Consider the following 20,602-nt stretch of genomic DNA (forward strand, 5'->3'; position numbering starts at 1 on the left):
CGTCCGGTGATCCGGACCGGGCATTCGATCGGCCTTTTCCAGGCAGCTGCACAAAGAAATAAGTCTCTATTGCCGGGAGGCGGGCCGAAGGACTTGGCGTTCGGCCCAATCCTTCAATATGAAAGAGACACGTGCCGGTCAGTCAGAAGGATGCCGATCTTGAAACCGATAAATATTGCAGAAAAGCTGGGCCGTTTTTCCACCCATTGGGATCCGCATGTGGTCTGCGACTACAATGACAACGATGTCATGGTGGTGAAGTTCAAGGGGGAGTTCCCTTTCCACAAGCACGACGACACGGACGATTTCTTCTGCGTCCTTGAAGGCGAGATGATCATGGACCTCGAGGGCCAGCCTTCCCAGGTGGTCAAGGCCGGAGAGCTGTTCTTGGTCCCGAAAGGCGTTGTCCACCGTCCTCGCGCGGACCAGGAAGTCAAGGTTCTCCTGATCGAACCGAAGGGAGAGCCCAATTCGGGCGACGCCGACCGGCCCGCTGCCTTGAAACCGCGGATCTAGACGAAAACGGGCGAAGACACATCGTGTTTTCGCCGTGAGCGTACCTGAAATGGCAGAGCGCTGAGGGCCTTGATAGAGCGCTCGGGCGCCTGCCTGGTTTCCTCGGGACCGCGCGGGAGAAAAGTCGTCGCGGAGCAGCGGGATCCCGCCCGGATCTTGATGCTGGTCTCCAACCTTGATGATGGTCAATGAGAGCAACGCTCATTGATATTAAATCAGGATACAGACAGACGGTCTTTGCATGCCGTCCGAACAATCCCAGGGGAGAAACGGTCATGCCCTCAACAAACAAGTCCTACGATATTCGCGAAGCGGTCGGGTATTTCGAAACCGCCGAGGCGCTTCAGGGCGCGATCGACGATCTGCTGGATTCAGGATTCGACCGCGCCGAACTGAGCCTGCTCGCGGCCGAGCAGGCCGTCGAGGGCAAACTCGGCCACAAATACGAAAAGGTGCAGGAGCTTGAGGACGATCCCAAGGCCGCCCGCTGCTCCTATGTCTCCACCGAGACGGTTGGCGACGCGGAAGGGGCGCTGATCGGGGCTCCGCTCTATGTCGCGGCGAGTGCGGCCGTCGGCGTTATTCTGGCTTCGGGCGGCACCATGGCGACCGCGATTATCGGTGCGGCGCTTGCAGGTGGCGCGGGCACGCTGATCGGTGGTGTCCTGGCCAGGCTTGTCGGAAGCGAACATGCCGACCGTCTCATCGAACAGCTCGAGCACGGCGGCCTGCTTCTGTGGGTGCGCACATGGACCCCGGCCGATGAGGCCCGGGCGACGGACATTCTTAAAAAGCACTCCGGTCACGATGTTCATCTGCACAGCATTTCCGGGGCGGGCTGAGCGCAAGCGGTTCAGCCGGACCATCGGACGGACAGGCAGGGGGCATCGTCAGGGGCGGTGCCTCTCCGTCCGTCCGGATGGCGTGTTTGCGGTTTCCAGGGGCGGGACATCCTCTGGCACCACATCGTCCCCGGTGATCAATCCCGCGCCAGGGACGTCGTTGCGTGTTCCAGCAGGCTTTTGATCGCCGCGATCCGCGCGAATTGGGAGCGTCCCTGCCGCGCTATCAGCCAGAGTGTCTGATGCAGCCTTTCGGGGAGCTGAAAGATCGCCAGCCCGGACTGGTCGGGGAATGCTTCAACCCCCGATCTCGGCAGGATCGTATACCCGAGGCCCTGCGCCACCGGGACAGGAATTTGGCCGATCTGATTGACGAATGTCCGCACTCTCAGCCGGTCGGACCCTGAATAGTCCTCTGGAAAGTTGAGCGACAAAAGGTCGTCCGCATAGGCATAGCCATCCGGATGGGCAACGAAGCCGAGTTCATTCAGACGGTGCAGATCAAGCCCGCCAGCCTCGAAGCCGGCCGGCAACACGAGGCACAATTCCTCGCGGGCCAGAGGCGTTGCATGCAGCCTGGGATGACTAGTCTGTTCGGAGACAACTCCCAGATCAAGATCGCCATTCAGAACGCCGGTCACGATGCTGGTCCTTGGTGCTGCCGTGACCCGAATGACAAGGTCGGGCGCACGGCGCATCCGCTCCAGAAGACGTGGATAGATCCACGTAGCGTAACTGCCCGAGCATCCAAGACTGACATCTCCGATGTCCGGATCGTTCAGGTTGATGACGTCTCGCAGGTCGCGTTCCTGTGTGCGTCTCGCCTTGCCGACCTTAAGCAGCGCCTCGCCGGCGGGCGTGACGACAAAGGATTTTCCGTTCTGCGAGACAAGCGGTTTGCCAACCTGTGCTTCCAGTTTGCGCAAGTGCTGCGACACGCCGGGCTGGGTCATTCCGAGACGGTCCGCGGCTTGCGTGAAATGGCCGGTTTCACAGAGGGTTGTAAAGGTTTCCAGCCACGTCGCGTTCAGCAAGATGATTTCACTTTGTTATTGAAATGAATTCATATGATAATTTTTTATTTCGGTCCGGTCCAGCTACATACGGTTCGATCATCAGGAAAGGAAAGCCCAATGACTCCGACACCACGCGCATTCTCACACATCGGCCTGTCTGTTCCGGATCTGGAAAAGGCCATCGAGTTTTACGGCAACGTCCTTGGTTTCTATGTCATCATGCAGCCCACCGAGATTGTCGAGGACGACAGTGATATCGGGCAGATGTGCAAGGATGTCTTCGGAGAAGGCTGGGGGCGTATGCGCATTGCCCACCTTGCGACCGCCGACAGGATCGGCTTCGAGCTGTTCGAATTCGAAGGGCACCATGCCCCCGAGAACAACCTCGATTTCCGGCGGCACGGCATGTTCCACTTTGCGATCCAGGACCCCAACCTGGAAGATCTGCTTGAGAAGATCGTTGCCGCCGGCGGCAAGCAGCGCATGCCCGTTCGCTCGTATTTCCCTGACGAGAAGCCATATCGCATGGTCTATGTCGAGGATCCGTTCGGGATCGTGTTCGAGCTTTACAGCCACAGCTATGAGCTGACGTATTCCAACGGCGCATATTGACCTGACGCCCGGCCTCCCAATGGAGTGGGGAAGCCTGTTCCGCCGGGGGCGCAATGCGTCCCCTGGCGGCGCCGACGACGTGACTGCCCGGTCAGGGCAGCCGCGGTCCCTGATGGCAATCCGGCGGTTTCAGGCCGCAGCCGAACCGCTCGCGCCCGGACCGCCCTTGCCCTTTGTCCCGATCTCCGTAAATTTCACCATGACGTATCGTCCTTCCAGCGAACTCCCGGGAGCTCCCATGCATATTCTCGTCATCGGCGCCGCCGGCATGATCGGCCGGAAACTGACAGGGAGGCTCGCCGCGGAACCCGATGTTCTGGGCCACGAGATTTCTGAAGTGACGCTGGCGGATGCCCTGGCGCCGGACGTGCCGGCAGCGCTTGAGGGGATTGCCACGGCGCTGACGGTGGATCTGGCGGCACCGGCAACTGCCGAAAAGCTGATCTCGGCGCGTCCCGACGTGATCTTTCATCTGGCGGCGATCGTGTCCGGCGAGGCGGAGGCGGATTTCGAGAAAGGCTATGCGGTCAATCTGGACGGCAGCCGGAGGTTGTTCGAGGCGATCCGCACGGAAGCCTTGCGCGCGCCCTATTGTCCCAAAGTGATTTTCGCGTCCTCACTGGCGGTGTTCGGCGCACCATTTCCCGACAGGATCGACGACGATTTCCTGACGGCACCGCAGACCAGCTACGGCACCCAGAAAGCGATCACCGAACTGCTGCTGGCCGATTACACGCGCAAGGGCATTCTCGACGGCATTGGCCTGCGCCTGCCGACGATCTGCATCCGGCCCGGAACACCGAACAAGGCGGCGTCCGGGTTCTTTTCCAACATCCTGCGCGAACCGCTCAAGGGCGAGGAAGCCGTGCTGCCGGTCGATGAGAGTGTGCGTCACTGGTTTGCCAGCCCCCGGTCAGCGGTGGGGTTTTTCGTGCATGCGGCGCGTCTGGATACCGGCAGGGTCGGTCCGCGCCGCAGCCTGACCATGCCGGGTCTGTCGGCAACGGTGGCCGAGGAAATCGCGGCACTGCGCCGGGTCGCGGGAGACGCGGCCGTCCGGCTGATCCGCCGGGAGCCGGACCCGCTGATAGACAGGATTGTCGCGGGATGGCCGCAGGACTTCGACGCGAGGCGGGCAGCCGAACTGGGTTTCAAGGCCGAAACCGGCTTTGATGAAATCATCCGTATCCATCTGGAGGATGAAGGGGAGGGAACATGAGCACTGAAAAATTCGATGTAACGGGCAGGGTTGCCCTGGTGACAGGCGGCGGCACCGGCCTCGGCAAGGCTGTCGCAAGGGGCTTGAGCGCGGTCGGCTGGCGGGTGGTCCTGACCGGTCGCCGCAAGGAGGTCCTGGAAGCGGCCGCGGCCGAGCTGAGCGGGGAAACCGGCAACGAGGTTTCCTGGATTTCCGCCGATGTCGGCGATCCGGTCTCCGTGCGCGCGCTTTTCGACGGGATCGAGGAGACCTTCGGCCGGCTGGATCTTCTGGTCAACAATGCGGGCATCTCCAATGCGGCGGTGCCGCTGGAGGACATTCCCTTCGAAGTCTGGAACGATGTGGTCGCCGCCAATCTGACGGGGGCGTTCCTGTGTACGCAAGGGGCGTTCCGGCTGATGAAGGCGCAGACGCCGCGCGGCGGGCGGATCATCAACAACGGCTCGATCTCGGCGACGACGCCGCGGCCGTTCTCCGCACCCTATACGGCGACCAAGCACGCCGTTACCGGACTGACCAAGTCTTCGGCGCTGGACGGACGGCCGTTCGACATCGCCTGCGGCCAGATCGATATCGGCAATGCCGCCAGCGACATGACCGCGAAGATGAGCGGCGGCGTGCCCCAGGCGAATGGCGAGATGGCACCCGAGCCGACCATCGATCCGGTCCATGTTTCCGACGCGGTCGTCTACATGGCCGGACTGCCGCTTGACGTCAATGTGCTGACGCTGACGGTGATGGCGACAAAAATGCCGTTGGTCGGGCGGGGATAGGCCGAGCGGGCGGGCACTTTAGCGCCTGGCCCTGCTGCTGCATGCCGGCGACCGTCCGGGTTGGCCGACACACGTTTCCCTTGTCAACCTGGCCTCTTGTCATCCCGGCGCGCGCTTTGCCTGGCCGGGATCCCCCTGAAGAGGGACGGCTTGTCTGCGGTCCGCAAAGACTGCCACTGTCTGAGGACGCAGAAAACGACTTGGGACACCAACCGATGGACACCGCGACGGAAGAAGATCAGACCCACGCGGCCGAACGGACCGCGCGGGGGGAATTCGTGCGCGGTGTCAGCGGGTTCCGGTCGGTGCTCGGAGAACCCGGCTTTCCGGCTGAACCGGGACGCTATCATCTCTTTGTCGCGCTGAACTGCCCCTGGTGCCACCGTGTCACGCTGGCACGAGAACTCCTGGGGTTTCGCGACAGCGTCACGATGGACATCGCCTTTCCGGGCCGGACCGGCGACGATGATCCGGACGGTCCGAACCTTTGGGAATTCAATCCGGACCGGATCGCTTCCCTGACCGGCGCACCGCTGCCCGAATGCACCCTGGAAACGGCGACGGGCAAGGCTCGCCGCCTGGTCAGGCAGATCTACCGGGCGGAAGGCTCGGAGGAAAAATCCGTGCCGGTGCTCTACGACAAGCGTGAGAAGCGCATCGTCAGCAACGAAAGCGCGGAGATCGTCCGCATGCTGAATGCCAACGCCGAGGCCCTCGGCAGCACGCTCCCGGAGAGCCGGCGCGTCGACCTGTACCCGGGGAACGCGGCGCAGCGCCGGGAGATCGATCTGCTGAACGCGGCGATCTATGCAAACATCAACAACGGCGCCTACAAGGCCGGGTTTTCCTCCGATCAATCGGTCTATGCTGCTGCTTTTACCGCCTATTTCGACATGCTGGCACAGCTCGAAGACCGGCTGTCGGACGGCCGGCCGTTCTTGACCGGAGACCGTTTCAGCGAAGCGGATCTGCGGCTGTTTCCGACGCTGTACCGTCACGATCCGATCTATTACCTGCGCATGAAGCTGAACGGCGCCAGGATCCTCGATTTTCCGCATTTGTGGCGATGGCTGTGCCGTGTTCACGCGCTGCCGGGCGCCGCCCGGAGCAATTCCCTGGTTCACTGCCGGCAAGGCTATTTCGGGCGGTCGTGGAACAATGTGGTCCCGCTGGGGCCGTTCCTGCCGATGCCCTATCCCGAAGCGTATGACCATCCGGAATTGGCGGGGCGCTGACCGGAACCTACCCCCGGCGCCGCGGCGTGCGGAACAATGTCTGGCGGTACTGTCTGGGGGTGATGCCGGTCCGGCGCTTGAAGGCACGCTCAAAGGCGGTCTGGTCCGAATAATCGAGTTCGCAGGCGATCTGGGCGAGCGAGTGGGGCGTGTCGATCAGGGCATGGCGCGCGACTCGGTAGCGGCATTCGTCAAGAAGGATGGAAAACCGGGTGCCTTCTTCGCCAAGGTGCCGGTGGAGACTGCGGCGCGACAGGCCGAGCCTTCTGGCAACGGTCTCCTGGTCGGAGGCGCCGGTGCCCAGGCTCTCGTAGATCGCGGTTCGGGTCCGGGCGGCAATGGAATTGGCCCGCACCCTGCTGGCCAGTTCCCGGCTGAGGACTTTCAGGACCCGGCGGTGGCGGCCGGTATCGTCCCTGGGCATCGGTCTTGAGAGCACGCTTTCGGGAAAGCTCAGCGCGTTGGTCTCGCAGTCGAACAGACAGAAGCTGCCGGACGCGGAAAGGAAATTCGACTGCGAGCGTGCGGCGGAATGCTCGAAACAGACAAGATCCGGATGCCAGTTGTCGCCGGCGCCGCGGCGGATCAGCTCCGTCAGAACGGACAGGGTGAATTCCGCATCCTGGCGCCGCGGCCAGATATCCGGGTTGAGAATGCGGTAGGTGAGGGTGGCGACACCGTCTTCGACGGCAAGCTGCAGGTCGGTCTCGCTCTGGATGTAGCGGATGAAGCGCTCGAATGTTCTGAGCGCCGAACCGACAGTGGCGGCGGTCAGCAGGGCGTCGCCCAGTTCGCCCAGATCGGCGAGGTCGAGAAGCGGGCCGGACTGCCAGCCGACGCCGGGCTGGCCGAGCATTGCCGCGCCGTGCTCGTAGATCTCCACAAAGGCAAACAGCGGAATTTCGTGGCTGGAGTCCTGCCAGGCGCCGACGGGCACACCGCTCTGCCGGCCCAGAGCCGCCGGCTCCAGACCGTTCTGCACCAGCATCGCCTGCAGGCCGTTCAATGCGCCCGAGATGATGGTAGCGGTTTTCGGCATTGCCCTTGCCTCTCACCCTCGCTCTCGTCCGCGCCCCGAACGAAAGCCTCTTCAGCGTCCGCCTGCCGCAGTACCCGGCAAGCTGAAGATGCAACTACACCAAATATTCCGGCCGCTTGCAATTGAGCGGGACGGGTTTCGGCTGTCAGGCAAAAGATTGGCCGAAATTGTCGAGAAGTCCCGAACGGTCGCTCGCTTTAATGGGGGTACAGAGAAATCCGTGCCGCACCTTGAAAACTTGGGCAGCCGGACGAGGGAACAGTATTGGTGACCAATTACGATTGTGTCGTTGCCGGCGGCGGTCCCGCCGGTGCATTCACAGCGTGTGAGCTGGCGCGTGCCGGGCTTGATGTTGTGATGGTCGATCCGGAGACGAGCCGGCCGCGCCTGGAAGGCCTGGGCGAGCGGGTCGTGCAGTTGCTCCGCGCCAGGGGACTTGAACAGCCGTTGGCGGCCGCCAGCGAGCCGATGGCCCGCTCCGTGGCCTGGGCCGGTTTGGCAAGCACGCCGAACGGCGAGCGGCTGGTGCGCCGCGACCTCTTCGACACTGCCCTGAGACAAGCTGCCAGACACGCGGGCGCCCGGCTTCGGACGGCGCGAATTGCCCGCACTCTGTATTCCGATCCGAAAAAGGGCGTACAGCTCAGGCTGTCCACCGGTGAAACCGTTTCGGCGCGGCTGATGGTCGACGCACGCGGGCGCCAGGCCCGATCCGCGCAACGGCTTTTGGGCCCGAAGACGCTGGCGATCAGTGGATTTCTGCCCGAAGGCGGCGACCAGGCCGGCACATTCGTGGCATCGACGCCGGACGGATGGCTGTGGAGCGCGGAAGCGCCAGGTTTTGGACGCTGCGTGCAGATCTGCATCGATATGGAGGATCTGGAGGGGACCGGTGCGGCCGCGCTTGAAAGGCGGATGGCCCGGTTCCTGAACCAGCCGGCGGCGCACGAGCGTTTCAGGGTCAGGGACTTCTTCAGGGACAGGGGCTTCGACGCGACGTTCACGGCAAGGTCCGCCGGGCTGGTGCTGTCGGCACCGGAGCTTTGCCTGCCGGTGATCCCGGTCGGCGATGCGGCGGTCGCCATCGACCCGCTGTCCGGCCATGGCCTGTTCTGGGCCCTGTCTTCCGCCCTTGCCGCGGTGCCGTGCGTGCTGAGCGTTCTGGAGACGCCGGACCGGGGACGCGATCTCGCCCGGCGCTTCCATCGCGGCCGGGTGGTCGACACTTTCTGGCGTCAGGCCCGCATCGGCCGCGATTTCTACCGCCTCGAACAGGGCCTGATGCAGGCGTCCTTCTGGGTACGGCGCGCGGCCTGGCCCGACGATCGACCGGCCCATCGGCGAGAGGACGGCGTGTCGCTCAGCCGGCGCGTCGTCGTTGAAAACAACAGGCTGGTGGAACGCGAGGTCCTGACAACACCGCAGGATCCGGACGGCGTGGCCTTCGTGGCCGGGATACCCATCAGTGCGCTGACGGAATTTATCGGATCGGAGGCAGGGCGCGCGCCCGTTCCCGCCACGCCGTCCGCCGCGCTTCGTACCGCGCTGGACTGGATGGAGAGCCGGGGTCTGTTCCGGCACGCGCGCCATCACTCCGATGTCCATCAGCCCCCACAACAAGCGACCAGAATGAGGGATAGAGCATGATCAGACGATTGCGAAAGGTGTATCTCGCCAGATTTGCCGGTGTGATGCTGCTGATGCCGGCGGCAGCGGGCGCGCAGGAGGGCGTCGCGCTGCTGGAACAAAATTGCGGCGGCTGTCACATGGCCGATGAGACTGGCGCGCTCAGTCGCATCGAGGGGCAGCGCAAAACGCCGGAAGGCTGGCTGATGACCATCGTGCGCATGCGCCTCTTCCACGGCATGGAGATCACGCCGGACGAGCAAAGCCGGCTGGTGCACTATCTTTCCGACACGCAGGGCCTCGCGCCGGCCGAAACCGAAGGCTACCGCTACATCCTGGAACGTGAGCCCGCAGTCGTCGAGGAAGTCGGTGCTCCTCTCGGTGAAATGTGCGCGCGCTGCCATTCCGCCGCGCGGGTTGCCTTGCAGCGGCGAACGCAGGACGAATGGGATCTTCATATCGATTTCCATGTCGGCCAGTACCCGACCCTCGAATACCAGGCCCTCGGGCGCGACCGCGACTGGCTCAAGCTGGCCCGCGAAGAGGTGGTGCCGCTTCTGGCGGAGCGCTACCCGCTGGAAACGGACGCCTGGACAGCCTGGGCCGCGGCGCAAAAGCCGGAGGCAACAGGTTCCTGGGTGTTCACCACGCGCCTGCCGGAACAGGGCGAGGCCTATGGCAGCCTCGAGGTATCCGGCGAGACACAGCCTTACGCGGTTTCCGGAACGCTGGTGACGGCAGCGGGCGAAGAACTGCCCGTATCCGGCAAGCTCAACGTCTATACCGGCTATGAGTGGCGGGCCAATCTCGACATCGGCGGCACGGCCTACCGGCAAATCCTGGCGATTTCCGAAGACGGCGGCAGCCTCGCCGGACGCCAGTTTCTCCATGCCGAGGATAGTCTCGGCGGTGCCTTCAGCGCGGTCAGGGCGGGGGCATCACCCGCGATTGCCGGGGTGGTGCCGTCCACGCTTGCAGCGGGATCGGACGCGAGCGTCCAGATTGTCGGCACGGGGCTGTCAGGGGTTGATCTGACAGGCGCGCTGGAGGCCTCCGGAGGAACCGCGAATGCCTATGGCGCGGCCATCGCGGTCAGCCCGGCGGCAGGATCCGATGGCGGCGTGAGCGTTGCCTCGGCCGGCGCGGCAAAAGAGGACGCGCTGACGGTTTACAGTCACGTCGACAGTCTCAGGGTCGAGCCGGCGTTCGGGCTGGCCCGTGTCGGCGGGGCAGGCGGTTCCGCAAGCAAGGTGCCGGCCCGCTTCGAGGCGGTCGGTTACTGGAAGGGACCGGACGGCGAGACCGGAACCCAGGACGATATCCGCATCGGCGTGGTGCCGGCCACCTGGTCGGTCGCCCCGTTCAACGAGGAAGCCGACCAGCTCAAGGATGTCGACCATGCAGGCAAGATGGACAGGACCCTCGGGATTTTCATGCCGGCGGTTGCCGGCCCCAATCCCGAGCGGCCCTTTTCCACCAACAATGCCGGCAATCTGAAGGTTCTGGCGACGCTCGGCGAAGTCACCGGTGAAGGCCAACTGATCGTGACGGTCCAGCGCTGGGTCGATCCCCCGATCCGCTAAAGGAGATGTGTTTCATGGGTTATCTATTCTTTCAGCCGCAAAACGCGCATCGGGTCGAGGTCGAGGGACGGCATCTGCTCTTTCACGTACCGACCACGTCGCTGTTCGAGATCGACCGCCTGGACAGCGATGTGATCGATCTCTTCGAGGACCGCTCAAGGGTCTCGGAAACCGACATCCGGTCACGGTTCGAGGGCCGGGTCGCGCCGGAGCTGGTGACCGAGCGGATCCGCTCGTTGCTGGATCTCGACATCGTCACGGACGGCGGCCCGCCAAGGGCGGAGCGGCCGCCGATCCACATCGAGAACTTTCCCCTGACGACGATTGTCCTCAACGTCAACACGGGCTGCAACCTGTCCTGCACCTATTGTTACAAGGAGGATCTGGACACCCCGTCGAAAAGCCGCCGAATGGCGTTCGAGACGGCGAGACGCTCCATCGAGTTGCTGCTCGCCGAAAGCCCGGACCGGGACAGCTACAATGTGGTGTTCTTCGGCGGCGAGCCCTTGAGCAACCTGCCGCTGATCCGCGAGGTTGTGGCCTTCGCGGAAGAGCGTTTCGGCGCTCTGGGCAAGAAGGTCGACTTTTCGCTGACGACCAACGCGACGATGCTCAACGAGGCCACGATCGACTGGCTCAACGCCCATCGCTTCGGCCTGACCGTGTCGATGGACGGTCCGAAGGCGCTCCATGACCGCAACCGCAAGACCGTCGGCGGCAAGGGCACCTATGAGGTCGTCGCATCCAAGACGAAGATGCTGCTGGAGCGCTACACCTCCCGTCCCGTGGGCGGCCGGGTGACGCTCACACGGGGCGTGACCGCCGTCTACGACATCTGGGATCATCTGAAGAACGAGATCGGTTTTCACGAAGTCGGTTTCTCGCCGGTGACGTCCGGACCTGTGACGCCGTTCAACCTGAGCGGAGACGAACTGGTGGCTGTCTTCGAGGACATGAAGCGGCTCGGGCGCCATTATCGCGACGCGGCGCTGGAAGGCCGCAATATCGGCTTTTCCAACATGCATCAGCTCATGAGCGATCTTTACGAAGGCCGCTCGAAGGCACTGCCCTGCGGGGCGGGGCTCGGCATGCTGGCCGTTGATCATGAGGGCGGTCTGAACCTGTGCCACCGTTTCACCGGGTCCGACATGGACACGTTCGGAACGGTGGAGGGCGGCATCGAGAAGAAGAAGCTGGCGCGGTTCATCGAAGACCGGGCCGACCGCACTGACAAGGGCTGCTCGACCTGCCGCATCCGCAACATCTGCGCAGGCGGCTGCTACCACGAGAGCTACGCCCATTTTTCCGATCCGATGAAGCCGACCTATCACTATTGCGACCTGATGCGCGACTGGGTCGATTTCGGCATCGGCGTTTATGGCGAACTGATCGCCGGGGCTCCGGCCTATTTTTCCGATCACATCATGCCGCGGAGGGCATTCGGCAAATGAGACACCTGAAACCCCTGAACCAGAAGGCCGACCGGGTCGTCAAGGCAGTCGAAACCGACAACATGGACGAGGTCCGGGCCATGCAGACAGTGGTCGCCGGCTGTGCCTCGACCCTCGATCCTGGCTGGGAGGTCGATCCCTTCGGCGGCGTTGCCGCCCTGTGCCAGCCGATGGAAGCCGACCTTTACGGCTGCTCCGACCCGTGCTGGTGGCCGGCCCAGGTGCCGGACACGATGAATTCCTACAAGGACTGGAACGCGGACGCGGACAATGCCGGCAAGGACTGGCGCTCGCTCGGCACCGTGTTCCCGTCCGACAGCGAAACCTGACTGGCCAGTGCCAGGAGATCTAGGAGAAAGCCCATGCGAAACCTGATCGCAGCAACCACGGCCGCGCTTTTTCTGGGCCTGACCGCCCTGCCGGCGCAGGCCAAGGACATGATCGTCACGGTCGCCAAACCGGACCGGCTCTATGTGATCGATGCCAAGACCCGCACCATCGAGACCGACTGCAAGCTCGACTTCAACCTGATGCCGGGTGTGATCGTCATGTCGCCCGACAATGCGGTCGCCTACATCCTCGGCAACCGCTGGGAGGATGTGTTCGGCATCGAGCTTGCCACGTGCGAGATGGTGTTCTCCGCGCATCAGTCGGAAGGCGACATAAGGCGCAAGAGCATCGCCTCGCTGGCCGTTTCCAGGGACGGAACCGAACTCTACACGGTCCGCAACCCGGTGCGGATCCTGTCGGACCGCTATGAGGTCCTGGAACCGGAATTTGCCGTCTATGACACAGGCGCAGGTCTGGATGCGGAACCGGCGCGCTCCTTCGCAAGCCCGCGCCGCGTCACCGTGATGGCGGCGGGGCAGAACGGCGAGGTCTATGCGGGCGGTCACGAGGTCTATGCCTTCGACCCGCAGACGGGGGACACCACGGTCAAGATCGCCAATGCCTCCTGGGACCGCCCGACCTATTCCACGCCCGATGTGCTGGCTTTCTGGCCGATTGGCACCCAGGCGGATGAATTCATGCTGCTTTATTCGGCGGCCAAGTTCACCGATGAAACGCAGAGCGAGATCGCCGATTTCATCTGGGGCTATCAGTCGGTGGACCTGGAAACGGGGGAGGCCGAGATCGCGGATTTCACCAGCTTCGAGGTGATCATGTTCTCCGCGGTGCGCGATCCGAACGACAAGTCCAAACTCTACGGGGTCTACACCCAGCTTTCCAAGCACGATCTGGAGACGAAGGAACTGATCAAACGGGTCGACCTGCCACACACCTACTACTGCATCAACATCTCGTCGGACGGCAAGGAGCTCTATGTCGGCGGCACCAATGACGATATCGGCATTTACGACGCCGAGACCCTGGAGCGGACCGGCGAGATCCTGCTGCCGTCGGGCGGCGACATGGCCGCCGGCACGCTGCATGTGATCAGCACGGGGAGTTAGGAAAGGTACATCTGCTCCTGCCGGATCCGGAAGATGCCGTCGTCATCTGCTGCCCCGGCCTCGAGCCGGGGCCCGTTGGCCGGGTCTGGAGACGGGTCCCGGATCCAGTCCGGGACGGCGCCCTGGATCTGACTGGCGTTTCCGCAACGTGTTGATGATTCATGAAAAGGGCCACAAGACCCATGGGCAGCAGCATGAAAGAGGATGCATGAAGCAGGCTGTGCCATTGACGGCAGCGACGAGACTGGCTCCGGTGGAGCGGAAACCGCTGCTGCGCGCACTGCTCGACCGGCTGGTGGGCCGCCGAGAGGCGGTCTGGCTTGCGCCGCTGGTGCAGCCGTACCGGTGGCCGCTGGCCGGGCTTCTCGCGGTTTCCCTCGTGTCGGCCATGGCCGCGCTGGTGCCGCCCTATCTGACCAAGCTGGTGATCGATCGGGGTCTGATGGCCGGGGACAGGCAGGCGCTGGTCTTCTATGTGGCGGTCCTGTTCGCAGTCGGCCTCGTGGCACTTGCGCTCGGGGCCTTCAATTCCCTGTTTCACCTGCGCTTTTCCGCAAGGCTTCTGGCGGATCTGCGCCGCGCGGCCGTCGGCCGGATCCTGGCGCAGTCGCCCCGCTGGCAGGCACGGCAGAAAGTGGGCGAGCTGATGAGCCGTCTGGACGGTGACACGGGCGAGGTGCAGCAGTTCACCTTTGCCGCGCTTGTGACCGGCGGCGGCAGCCTGTTGAGGCTGGCTGGCGGGCTGGTCATGCTGTTCGTGCTGGCGCCGCAACTGGCCCTGCTGGCACTGGTGCTGGCACCGGTGGAGCTTGTGTTCTTCGCCCGGGCGCGGCCGGTGACCCTGGCCCGGGCCCGGCAGGTTCGCCAGGCACGGGGGCACCTGGCCTCCGGGTTGGCGGAAACCATCACCGGGCTTGGCGCGCTGCGTGCGCTCAATGCCACGGAGCGGGCCGCCGGCCGGATCGAGGTCAGGCAGCAGGGTCTTGTCGCGGCGCTGATGTCGGCGCAGATCTGGAACGAGGTGACCCGTGCCGTTCCCACCGTGCTGACGGCGCTCCTGCGCGGCGCGGTGTTCCTGGTCGGCGGGCTTGCAGTCATCGACGGCACCTTGCCGCTGGGGTCCCTGATCGCCTTCACCGCCTATCTCGGTTTCCTGATCGGGCCGATGCAGTCGCTGATCTCGCTCTGGCACGGCCAGGCACGCATGAAGGCGGCCCTCGATCGCCTCGACGAGATCATGAGCACCAAGGCCGATGTCAGGGATCCGCCATCACCCGAGCGGCTCGATCCGGGAGGCGGCGCGCTGGTTCTTGCCGGAATATCCTATGCGCCGGCCGAAGCCGCGTCCCTTTTTTCCGACCTGAGCCTGAGCATTCCCGCGGGATGCAAGCTGCGCCTTGGCGGTGTTTCCGGGGCGGGCAAGTCGTCGCTCCTGTCGCTTCTGCAGCGCCACGACGACCCGGGAGAAGGGGCGATCCTGCTCGATGGCATCGATCTGCGCCGTCTGGCGCTGGCGGATCTGCGCCGTGCCGTTGCCCTGGTGCCCCAAAAGGGGCATGTCTTTTCCGGCACGCTGGAGGACAATTTCCGCCTTGGAGCGCCCGAGGCGAGCGCAGCGCAGATGCGGGACGTGCTTCGTCTTGTCGAGTTGGAGGAAAGGTTCGGCGCTGACGGGCTCGACACAAGGTTGGGCGAGGGCGGGCTCGATCTGTCCGGGGGGGAACGCCAGCGGCTGTGTCTGGCCCGCGCGCTGCTGCAGCCCTTCAAGGTTCTGGTGATGGACGAGTGCCTGTCGGAGGTCGACGGCGGCCGGGTGTCCCGGATCATGGCGCGGATCGATGCGCGCTTTGCGAAGCGCACCCGGATCGTCGTCACCCATGGGACGGCGGCCCGTTACGGGGAATTCGACCTGAACGCGGATCTTGCCGGCTCCGCAGGGGGGGCGGGATGACCCGTATCGGCCTCGTCGACGGTGCCTTGCCACCGGCGTGGCCGGATCTGGCCGGGCAAGACTGGTTCTGCGAAGCCGACGGCGCACCGCATTCCGGCGATCACGCGGTGGCCATGACGCGGACCATCCGCGCGCGGGCGAACGCCGTTGACGTGCTGAACGCGGTCGTCTTCCCGGGACGGCTGTCGACGTCTCTGGAGGCCATCTGCAATGCGCTGGCCTGGCTTGCGGAAGATCCGCCGGATATCGTGCTGTGCGCCTTCGGCATGACCCGCTCGAGCGCGGACCTGGCGATCGCCATTGCCCGCCTGCAACGGGAAGGCGCCATCATCGTGGCCTCTGCACCGGCGCAGGGAGGTTCGGTTTATCCTGCGGCGCTCTACGGCGTGGTGTCCGTACAGGGCGATGCGCGCTGCGCGCCGGGCGAACTGTCCAGACTGGATCTGCCTCACGCGACGTTCGGAGCCTGTCCGCAGGCTGCCGGATCTTGCGGGATCCGGGGTGCCAGCCCGGCGGCTGCGCATGTCGCCGGACTTCTGGCGCACAGGGATCCGGCTCTGAGCGCATCCGCGTCCGCGTTGCTGGAGCCGCATATACGCTACCGTGGCCGGGAACGGCGAAACGACCAGCGCGAGTACGCGGGTCGCTCCTCTGAGTGATGCTCACCCTCCCGGTGCGCCGCCCCGCCGTCACCAGGGTCTTCAGCCCAAGCCGTCCGGGTGCCCGATCAGGCCGTCCTCAGGACGAAAGCGGCGGGCAGGGGCTGTTCTGTTCGGCGCGGGACTTCAGGCCCTGAAGGCTTTGCAGGGTGTTCGGATTGCCGGGCAGCACGAAGCTCTGTTCCAGCGCGGTGCGCACGTTGTTGATCACCGCAAGATCCTGGACCGCAAGCGTCTGGCAGGGCGCGCCGGTGAACCGGACCCGGATGCGGATGACCCGCTGACCGTTGTCGGAGGGACCGAACTGGGTATCGAGCGCCGGGTTTTCACCGGTCATCGCGCGCTCCATGACGATCATGTTTGGCTCGTCCTGGATCACCACGGTGCCGCGTTCCTGGGCGCTGGACACGAGCGCGGCGTGCACCATTGCCGGCGAGGCGGCGATGCTGACCGACTGGGCACCTGCCGGGACGTTCAGTTGCGGCTGGTCCTGCACGGACGAACGGCGTGAAGTTCCGGATTGGCAGGCGGCCAGGGCAAGTGCGCACAGGCTGATGAGGAGAAGTCTTCGCATTGGCAATCCCGGGGTTCTAAATGTCATTCAAAGTGCACGTCTCAGTATAAGTCAGGGTCGTGGCACAGCAAAGCAAACCGCGCCGTCCGGTCTGTCCACACACTGACACGACTGTGCTAACGAAGCCTTGTGACCGTAACGGGGCGGAAACGCCTGAACGTGTCCATGGTTGCAAGACCGGATCTAAAAACTGTCACCGGTCTTGAAACCACCGCCGCCGAAACTGCCGCCACGCCCGAAGCCGCCGCCGCCGAAATCCTTGCCGCTGCTGCGTCCGCCGAAGCCGCCCATGGATTTGGGAAGGCCCGATCCTTTCGGAAAGGCAATCTGCCGTCCACGGGGTTTGCGGCGCTTGTGGGCGCGTTCCGCACGCGACCAGTATTCGGCTCCGGTGATCGCTCCCTTGACCAGTTCGCCCAGAAGGACCGTCGTCAGCCGGTCGTCGGAGAAGGTGGATTCCCAGCTTCCGTAGCCCTGGGACCGGAACCGTTTCACGACATCGGTCAGTTCAGCCCGGCGCCGGCCGATGTCCCGCTGCAACTCCCTGTCCTGCCGGATTTCCCGGGTAATCTGTTCAACCCGTTCCTTCAGGTCCTCGATCCGCCGGACGATTTTTTCATCGTCCGGAGACGGCGTATCGAGCGCCGCGCGCCACAGGTCCTGAAGATCGTCCGCCTGAAGCGACACCGACAGAAACTCTTCCGCCTTCTGGAAATCGGCATCTTCGCCGCCGGAAAATTCCGCCAGGGCACCGGCCAGCGTGTCGATGCGCCGATCCAGGGTGTCCAGTTGACCATCGATCAGATCGACGTCGCCGCTGAGATCCTCGATCATGCCGACCAGGTCGGTTCCGGCAGCGTCGGTCATCGCATTGCGGCTGAATTCAGCCAGTTTTGCCTGTTCCTCGAGCGCGATTTCGGCGCAGCGTTCGGCATGCCTGGCCATGCGCTCCGGAATTCCGGTCAACATGGCGTAATTCGCGCGGGCATCGTGAAACCGGATCAGCCCGGCAACCCAGCGGTCCAGAGAGCGCACCAGCCCGCGGCGCTTGTACTCCGGAGTGCCGTAGCCCCTTTTCCAGAGATACATGAACAGCGGGTCGGCTTCATAGGCCTTGCCCTTTTGCTGGCGGTCCTGCTCGGAGGTGGCTGCCTTTGAAGCGGCCGCCTCAGCCGTGGCCTGCGCCGTTTCGGTGTTCTCGCGCTGGGCCTGATAGGCGGCATCCCCCTCCAGGCGGCTGTCGACCGCCTCCATCAGCTCGTTCATCTGGTTTTCGGAGGCGTCGCGGGTCGCGTCGAGCTCGGCGCGCTTTTTCTGCAACTGGGCGCGTTCGCTTTCGCTCTGGCGCAACTGGTCGCTCAAGACCTTGTAGTCGGCACTGCGCTTGTCCAGCAGCCGTCGTGCTTCCCGAGCGGCACTGTCCAGGCGGGTGTTCAGCGTTCCGGCACTGTCCGTGTCCAGCCGGAACCGGGCAAGGTCCCGATAGGCTTCGCTCTGCCGTTCCTGCAGGTCGGTCAGGGCGCGGGTGGAACGCTCGATGCGCTTGCTCAGTTCGGCTTCTTCCCGGCGCAAGTCGGACAGCGACTGCTCGATCGTGCCCAGGGTCTGACGTCCCGTCAGCATTTCATCGCCTCCCGAGAGCCCGGTCCGGTTCTGCCTGGCGCTACCATTTTGTCACCGCTCCGTCCTGAACGCCGCTGCGCCATTTGATGTCCAGCTCGCCCCGCCGTTTCTGGCCGAGCACGCCTTTCTGCACGATGCCGTCTTCCATCTTGTCCCGGCGGACCGCGTTGTAGATCGTGTCCGAAACGCGCTGGCCCCATTTGTCGACGAGTTCGGCCTCGCTGTTTTCCTCGGAAACGATCTCGCGTTTGACGACGTTGCCGTCGGGATCGATGGCCTCGACCACGATGTAATAGTTCTCCGTATCCGGATTTGCTTCGGGAATGCGGGACACGCCGGTCGGAATGCCCTCACGCGAGATGATCCGTACCTCGAACACCTGTTGAAGCTGTGCCGCGAGCTTGCTCAGGTCGGCTTCCGCCTTGAAAGCTGCCGCGTTCTTGCCGTCCGACAGGGCCAGACGGCCGTCATCGGCAAGACGCGCGGCCCGGGCCTCGATATCGGGATTGTCGGTCAGGAGATCGATGCGGCCGACCAGTTCCGAATAGGTTCCGGTCAGCGCCTGAAGGCGGGCCTGCAGGTCGGCTTCGGCGCGTTGCGCGGGCAGCTTGACGATGAAATACCAGGCGGCGACACAGACCACGAGCAGGGCGAGGGCGCCAACCAGCCACCTGGCCCAAGCCCCCCGCGAAATATAGATCATCGCCAGCGTGCGCTGGAAGCCGGCGGCCGGGGGCATGTAGACGAAACGGTCCCGTTTCAGGTCCTCCACGCCGGCTTCAAGGATGTGTTCGGGAACCGCGATTCCCTGGGAGGCGTAGACCTGGCGGAGCCGCTCGATCATGGCGGCATCGCGCTCGTCGGTCTTCAGTTCCCGGGCGACCTGACCCGCTTCGTGCCGCAGGGTGTCGACAACGTCCATCGCCATCATCAGGTCATCGAGCGGGGCGTCTGATTTGAGTGCCATGAACGGGGTTCTTCTCCAGCGGGGCGGATCGGGCGTTCGCCCGGTCCGCCGGTCCTTGGCTGTTTTGAAGGGCGGCTGGCCTAGAGGGCCTGGCCCTCAGCGGTCAGCTTGGCCAGCCGCCGCTTGCCGTCTTCCACCGCGTTGCGGATTTCTTCGGAGTTCTTCGTCGACATGTCGCGCATCTCGTTGATGATCTCGCGGGACTGGACCTGGAAGTTCACGACGGAATCGACCAACTTCTTGACCGAAGCGGCGGCAACCGTCGGGCCGTAACCGGCCTTGAGGGCTTCCTTCTGGACGGCATCGCCGATATCCGCCAGGGTCTCGAGGCTCTTGTTGATGCCTTCCTTCATGGCGTTCAACGTTTCGGTGCTTTCGTGCAGACCCTGCAGGCCGGTGAAGGAGGCGTTCAGCGCAGTCAGCACGGATTCGTTGGTGGAGAAGAAGCTGACCGACTGGGCATAGACCCGTTCCTTGGCATTGGTGGTCTGCATCAGCCGCGCCATGATCACTTCCGATGTGTTGTAACCGATGGTCAGGTTGTCGGAGAGATCCTTGGCGATCTGGTAGCGCTTTTCCTCGTCCTGCATCTCGCGCAGGCGCTCGTCGCGTGCCAGTTCCAGACGGGCCTTGCTGGCCGGATCGTCTCCGGAATAGGCTTCCACTTCCGCAGACGCGGCTTCAAGCGCCGCTTTTGTCGCCGCCAGTTTTTCGGTCGCCATGTTGAGGACTTCAAGTGCGGTCACTTCGGCCTGCTTCAGCGCGCCGCGAAAATCCCGGTAGGCTTCCAGGATGGTCTGCTCGCGCTCGATCTGGTCCTTGGTCGCCCTGGCAACTTCCTTGTTGGTGCTGCGGATGTCGTCGAACCGGTCGGAAATGGTGCCGCGGCGCATGTCGCGCCACGTGTTGGACATGTTTTCCATGAAGGAAATCTTGCCGTCCGCCAGTTGGTCGACCAGTGCCTTGGCGTCGTCCCGGATCGAGTTGAACGCTTCCGTGATTTCCTCATACCGCTCGCCGATATCCATCTGCTGGACCTGGGAGCGCACGACTTCATTGAAATTGGAGGTTTGGGACAGGGTCCGCGTGATGACCAGCACCTTGTCGGGAGACAGGTCCGAAATCTGTTCCAGAAGCGCATTGATCGGCGCATCCGTTTCGCTTTCGGGAGAGATGCCGATATCGCGCAATGTCGACAGGGCGCGGTCAAGATACTGGAGCGGGGAAAAACCGCCGGCCGGAACGACCGTGTTTCCCGGGGTTTCAGGTGCTGCAGCGTCCGTCATGTCTGACCTCCTCAAGGGACGGCGGCGTCTGATGGGGCATGCCGCTGCGTCCGGTTTTCTTCACATGTGTGCATGTTAGGGCAGGCTTACGCCGCTCTGTCAACGGGTTACGAGCGCACACGGTGGTCCCGAGTGGCTGTTGCCTTGCGCGAACCGTTCATGCTTAGGCGCCGATT

Annotated in this window: 19 protein-coding genes; 13 read left to right on the top strand and 6 right to left on the bottom strand. The window is 63.9% G+C overall.

Annotated elements, in window-relative coordinates; translation table 11 throughout:
- Nucleotides 1-159: 159 nt before the first annotated feature.
- On the top strand, nucleotides 160-516 hold the full coding sequence (locus WNZ15_RS06345) for a cupin domain-containing protein (protein ID WP_342892115.1): 357 nt from the start codon (nucleotides 160-162) through the stop codon (nucleotides 514-516).
- A gap of 275 nt (nucleotides 517-791) precedes the next feature.
- On the top strand, nucleotides 792-1,358 hold the full coding sequence (locus WNZ15_RS06350) for a hypothetical protein (RefSeq protein WP_342892116.1): 567 nt from the start codon (nucleotides 792-794) through the stop codon (nucleotides 1,356-1,358).
- A 137-nt stretch (nucleotides 1,359-1,495) separates the two neighbouring features.
- Here the strand turns inward: WNZ15_RS06350 and WNZ15_RS06355 are convergent, their stop codons facing one another.
- On the bottom strand, nucleotides 1,496-2,392 hold the full coding sequence (locus tag WNZ15_RS06355) for a LysR family transcriptional regulator (protein ID WP_342892117.1): 897 nt from the start codon (nucleotides 2,390-2,392) through the stop codon (nucleotides 1,496-1,498).
- 99 nt (nucleotides 2,393-2,491) lie between these two features.
- On the opposite strand from WNZ15_RS06355, the gene WNZ15_RS06360 reads away from it, so the two are divergent.
- The 4 genes from WNZ15_RS06360 (at nucleotide 2,492) to WNZ15_RS06375 (ending at nucleotide 6,213) form a co-directional block, all read left to right on the top strand.
- Nucleotides 2,492-2,986 carry a lactoylglutathione lyase family protein gene (locus WNZ15_RS06360; RefSeq protein ID WP_342892118.1) on the top strand — a complete coding sequence of 165 codons (495 nt, stop codon included), beginning with the start codon at nucleotides 2,492-2,494 and terminating at the stop codon, nucleotides 2,984-2,986.
- A gap of 238 nt (nucleotides 2,987-3,224) precedes the next feature.
- Nucleotides 3,225-4,205 (top strand): D-erythronate dehydrogenase, encoded by a 981-nt coding sequence (gene denD, locus WNZ15_RS06365; protein WP_342892119.1) that lies wholly within the window; start codon nucleotides 3,225-3,227, stop codon nucleotides 4,203-4,205.
- Nucleotides 4,202-4,978, top strand: a complete 777-nt coding sequence (locus WNZ15_RS06370; protein WP_342892120.1) for an SDR family oxidoreductase — start codon at nucleotides 4,202-4,204, stop codon at nucleotides 4,976-4,978. Before denD ends, WNZ15_RS06370 begins: the two co-directional genes overlap by 4 nt.
- 215 nt (nucleotides 4,979-5,193) lie before the next feature.
- On the top strand, nucleotides 5,194-6,213 hold the full coding sequence (locus WNZ15_RS06375) for a glutathione S-transferase C-terminal domain-containing protein (RefSeq protein WP_342892121.1): 1,020 nt from the start codon (nucleotides 5,194-5,196) through the stop codon (nucleotides 6,211-6,213).
- Nucleotides 6,214-6,220: 7 nt separating this feature from the next.
- Here WNZ15_RS06375 and WNZ15_RS06380 read toward each other — a convergent pair whose 3' ends face one another.
- Complete coding sequence (locus WNZ15_RS06380; RefSeq protein ID WP_342892122.1) at nucleotides 6,221-7,252, bottom strand: AraC family transcriptional regulator ligand-binding domain-containing protein; 1,032 nt, start codon at nucleotides 7,250-7,252, stop codon at nucleotides 6,221-6,223.
- A 267-nt stretch (nucleotides 7,253-7,519) separates the two neighbouring features.
- On the opposite strand from WNZ15_RS06380, the gene WNZ15_RS06385 reads away from it, so the two are divergent.
- From WNZ15_RS06385 to WNZ15_RS06415, 7 genes are all read left to right on the top strand, one after another.
- Nucleotides 7,520-8,899 carry an FAD-dependent monooxygenase gene (locus tag WNZ15_RS06385; RefSeq protein WP_342892123.1) on the top strand — a complete coding sequence of 460 codons (1,380 nt, stop codon included), beginning with the start codon at nucleotides 7,520-7,522 and terminating at the stop codon, nucleotides 8,897-8,899.
- Nucleotides 8,896-10,461 carry a quinohemoprotein amine dehydrogenase subunit alpha gene (gene peaA, locus WNZ15_RS06390; protein ID WP_342892124.1) on the top strand — a complete coding sequence of 522 codons (1,566 nt, stop codon included), beginning with the start codon at nucleotides 8,896-8,898 and terminating at the stop codon, nucleotides 10,459-10,461. Before WNZ15_RS06385 ends, peaA begins: the two co-directional genes overlap by 4 nt.
- A 14-nt stretch (nucleotides 10,462-10,475) precedes the next feature.
- Entirely contained in the window at nucleotides 10,476-11,912 is a 1,437-nt protein-coding gene (gene peaB, locus WNZ15_RS06395; protein ID WP_342892125.1) for a quinohemoprotein amine dehydrogenase maturation protein, read from the top strand.
- Nucleotides 11,909-12,241, top strand: a complete 333-nt coding sequence (gene qhpC, locus WNZ15_RS06400) for a quinohemoprotein amine dehydrogenase subunit gamma (protein WP_342892126.1) — start codon at nucleotides 11,909-11,911, stop codon at nucleotides 12,239-12,241. The genes peaB and qhpC overlap by 4 nt, the downstream gene beginning before the upstream one ends.
- A gap of 33 nt (nucleotides 12,242-12,274) precedes the next feature.
- Nucleotides 12,275-13,366, top strand: a complete 1,092-nt coding sequence (gene peaD / locus WNZ15_RS06405; protein ID WP_342892127.1) for a quinohemoprotein amine dehydrogenase subunit beta — start codon at nucleotides 12,275-12,277, stop codon at nucleotides 13,364-13,366.
- A gap of 208 nt (nucleotides 13,367-13,574) precedes the next feature.
- On the top strand, nucleotides 13,575-15,317 hold the full coding sequence (locus WNZ15_RS06410; RefSeq protein WP_342892128.1) for an ABC transporter ATP-binding protein: 1,743 nt from the start codon (nucleotides 13,575-13,577) through the stop codon (nucleotides 15,315-15,317).
- Nucleotides 15,314-15,976, top strand: a complete 663-nt coding sequence (locus tag WNZ15_RS06415) for a hypothetical protein (RefSeq protein ID WP_342892129.1) — start codon at nucleotides 15,314-15,316, stop codon at nucleotides 15,974-15,976. The genes WNZ15_RS06410 and WNZ15_RS06415 overlap by 4 nt, the downstream gene beginning before the upstream one ends.
- 79 nt (nucleotides 15,977-16,055) lie before the next feature.
- Here the strand turns inward: WNZ15_RS06415 and WNZ15_RS06420 are convergent, their stop codons facing one another.
- The 4 genes from WNZ15_RS06420 to WNZ15_RS06435 all read right to left on the bottom strand — a co-directional run bounded on the left by WNZ15_RS06420 (nucleotide 16,056) and on the right by WNZ15_RS06435 (nucleotide 20,426).
- Complete coding sequence (locus WNZ15_RS06420) at nucleotides 16,056-16,550, bottom strand: hypothetical protein (RefSeq protein ID WP_342892130.1); 495 nt, start codon at nucleotides 16,548-16,550, stop codon at nucleotides 16,056-16,058.
- A gap of 183 nt (nucleotides 16,551-16,733) precedes the next feature.
- The gene (locus tag WNZ15_RS06425; RefSeq protein ID WP_342892131.1) at nucleotides 16,734-18,173 is read right to left on the bottom strand and encodes a hypothetical protein; all 1,440 of its coding nucleotides are present in this window, start codon (nucleotides 18,171-18,173) and stop codon (nucleotides 16,734-16,736) included.
- A gap of 40 nt (nucleotides 18,174-18,213) precedes the next feature.
- On the bottom strand, nucleotides 18,214-19,140 hold the full coding sequence (locus WNZ15_RS06430; RefSeq protein ID WP_342892132.1) for a DUF6384 family protein: 927 nt from the start codon (nucleotides 19,138-19,140) through the stop codon (nucleotides 18,214-18,216).
- An 80-nt stretch (nucleotides 19,141-19,220) separates the two neighbouring features.
- Nucleotides 19,221-20,426: a cell surface protein gene (locus WNZ15_RS06435; RefSeq protein ID WP_342892133.1), complete on the bottom strand. Its 1,206-nt coding sequence runs from the start codon at nucleotides 20,424-20,426 to the stop codon at nucleotides 19,221-19,223.
- Nucleotides 20,427-20,602: the final 176 nt, after the last annotated feature.

The organism is Roseibium sp. AS2, from assembly GCF_038900065.1.
In the GTDB taxonomy this organism is placed as follows: Bacteria; Pseudomonadota; Alphaproteobacteria; order Rhizobiales; family Stappiaceae; genus Roseibium.